The 1,061-nt window shown below is 34.4% G+C and carries 2 protein-coding genes; both read left to right on the forward strand.

The window, feature by feature from the left end; translation table 11 throughout:
• Positions 1-220 precede the first annotated feature (220 nt).
• On the forward strand, positions 221-487 hold the full coding sequence (locus QUA77_RS29205; RefSeq protein WP_333454126.1) for a DUF4915 domain-containing protein: 267 nt from the start codon (positions 221-223) through the stop codon (positions 485-487).
• A gap of 65 nt (positions 488-552) precedes the next feature.
• A complete protein-coding gene (locus QUA77_RS29210; RefSeq protein WP_333454128.1) occupies positions 553-1,011 on the forward strand; it encodes a transposase in 459 nt (152 codons plus the stop codon).
• The last annotated feature ends 50 nt before the right edge of the window (positions 1,012-1,061 follow it).

The raw sequence follows: 1,061 nt of genomic DNA on the forward strand, positions 1-1,061 counted from the left end.
AATGTCAGCTCTACCCGGAGTTGCATTTAATTGGACTTTATTTATGATCCTTGTGCTGTAAAGCTTGTAGTCTGGTTCCAAAAACTGTCCGCAGTATTGCTAGTAGCGAACTCATACTCAGCCCCGAAAAAAAGCTATTTTACCATCTCTCCCTACTCTTTATTTTAATTTTCGGAGATATATTTTACTTTTTATACAAGTCTATCACATCTTTAAAAAAATGATATTAGACACAGGAAAATTTGAGGCAATTACGTTTTGTCCGGGATATGTCGGAGGACTAGCTTTTTGGCAACAGTGGGCAATTGTTGGACTCTCGAAACCTCGTGGAGGTGACAACATTTTTAGCGGTTTAGAATTGGATGAGTTGTTGCTCGCTAAGGATGCTGAGGCTCGCTGTGATATGAGAGTGATTGATTTGACGAATGGGGCGATCGTTCACTGGTTGCGGTTTGAAGGAATTGTCACAAAACTCTATGATGTATAGCAATCCTAAATCATTATCAAGACTATGATACAATTATATGCAATACTTGATTGTGACAATAAAAAATGGATAACTTACAACTGCAACAAAAAGATAGAGAAAAAGAAATAGCCCAATTAGAAGATTTCATTAAAAGCGATATCGATGCCAGAGAACTAAAACGAGCAATAGCTGTCAGGATGGCGCTCTCAGGTAAAATCTACCATGAAATCAGCAATATTTTAGGTGTAAGTAATTTTTTTATTGGTTATTGGAAAAAACAATTTACAACCAAAGGCATCGCCGGAATCAAACTAGGACATAAAGGGTCAAAATGGTATTTAACAGCTCAACAAAATACTGAAGTAATCGATTGGTTAAAGAATAAAGAATATTGTAATTTAGATGAGCTGGTTACTTATTTAGATGGAGAATTTGGTGTGATATATACATCAAAACAGAGTTACTATAAATTTTTCTACCGACAAAAATTAGTTGAAAAAAAACTCAAAAAACCCATCCTAAATTTGATAAAGAACTGGTAAAAAAAAAGACAGAAGAAATTAACGATATTTTATTTAAAAACAAGGCTGGT

Source organism: Microcoleus sp. K5-D4, from assembly GCF_036704575.1.
Lineage (GTDB): Bacteria > Cyanobacteriota > Cyanobacteriia > Cyanobacteriales > Microcoleaceae > Microcoleus.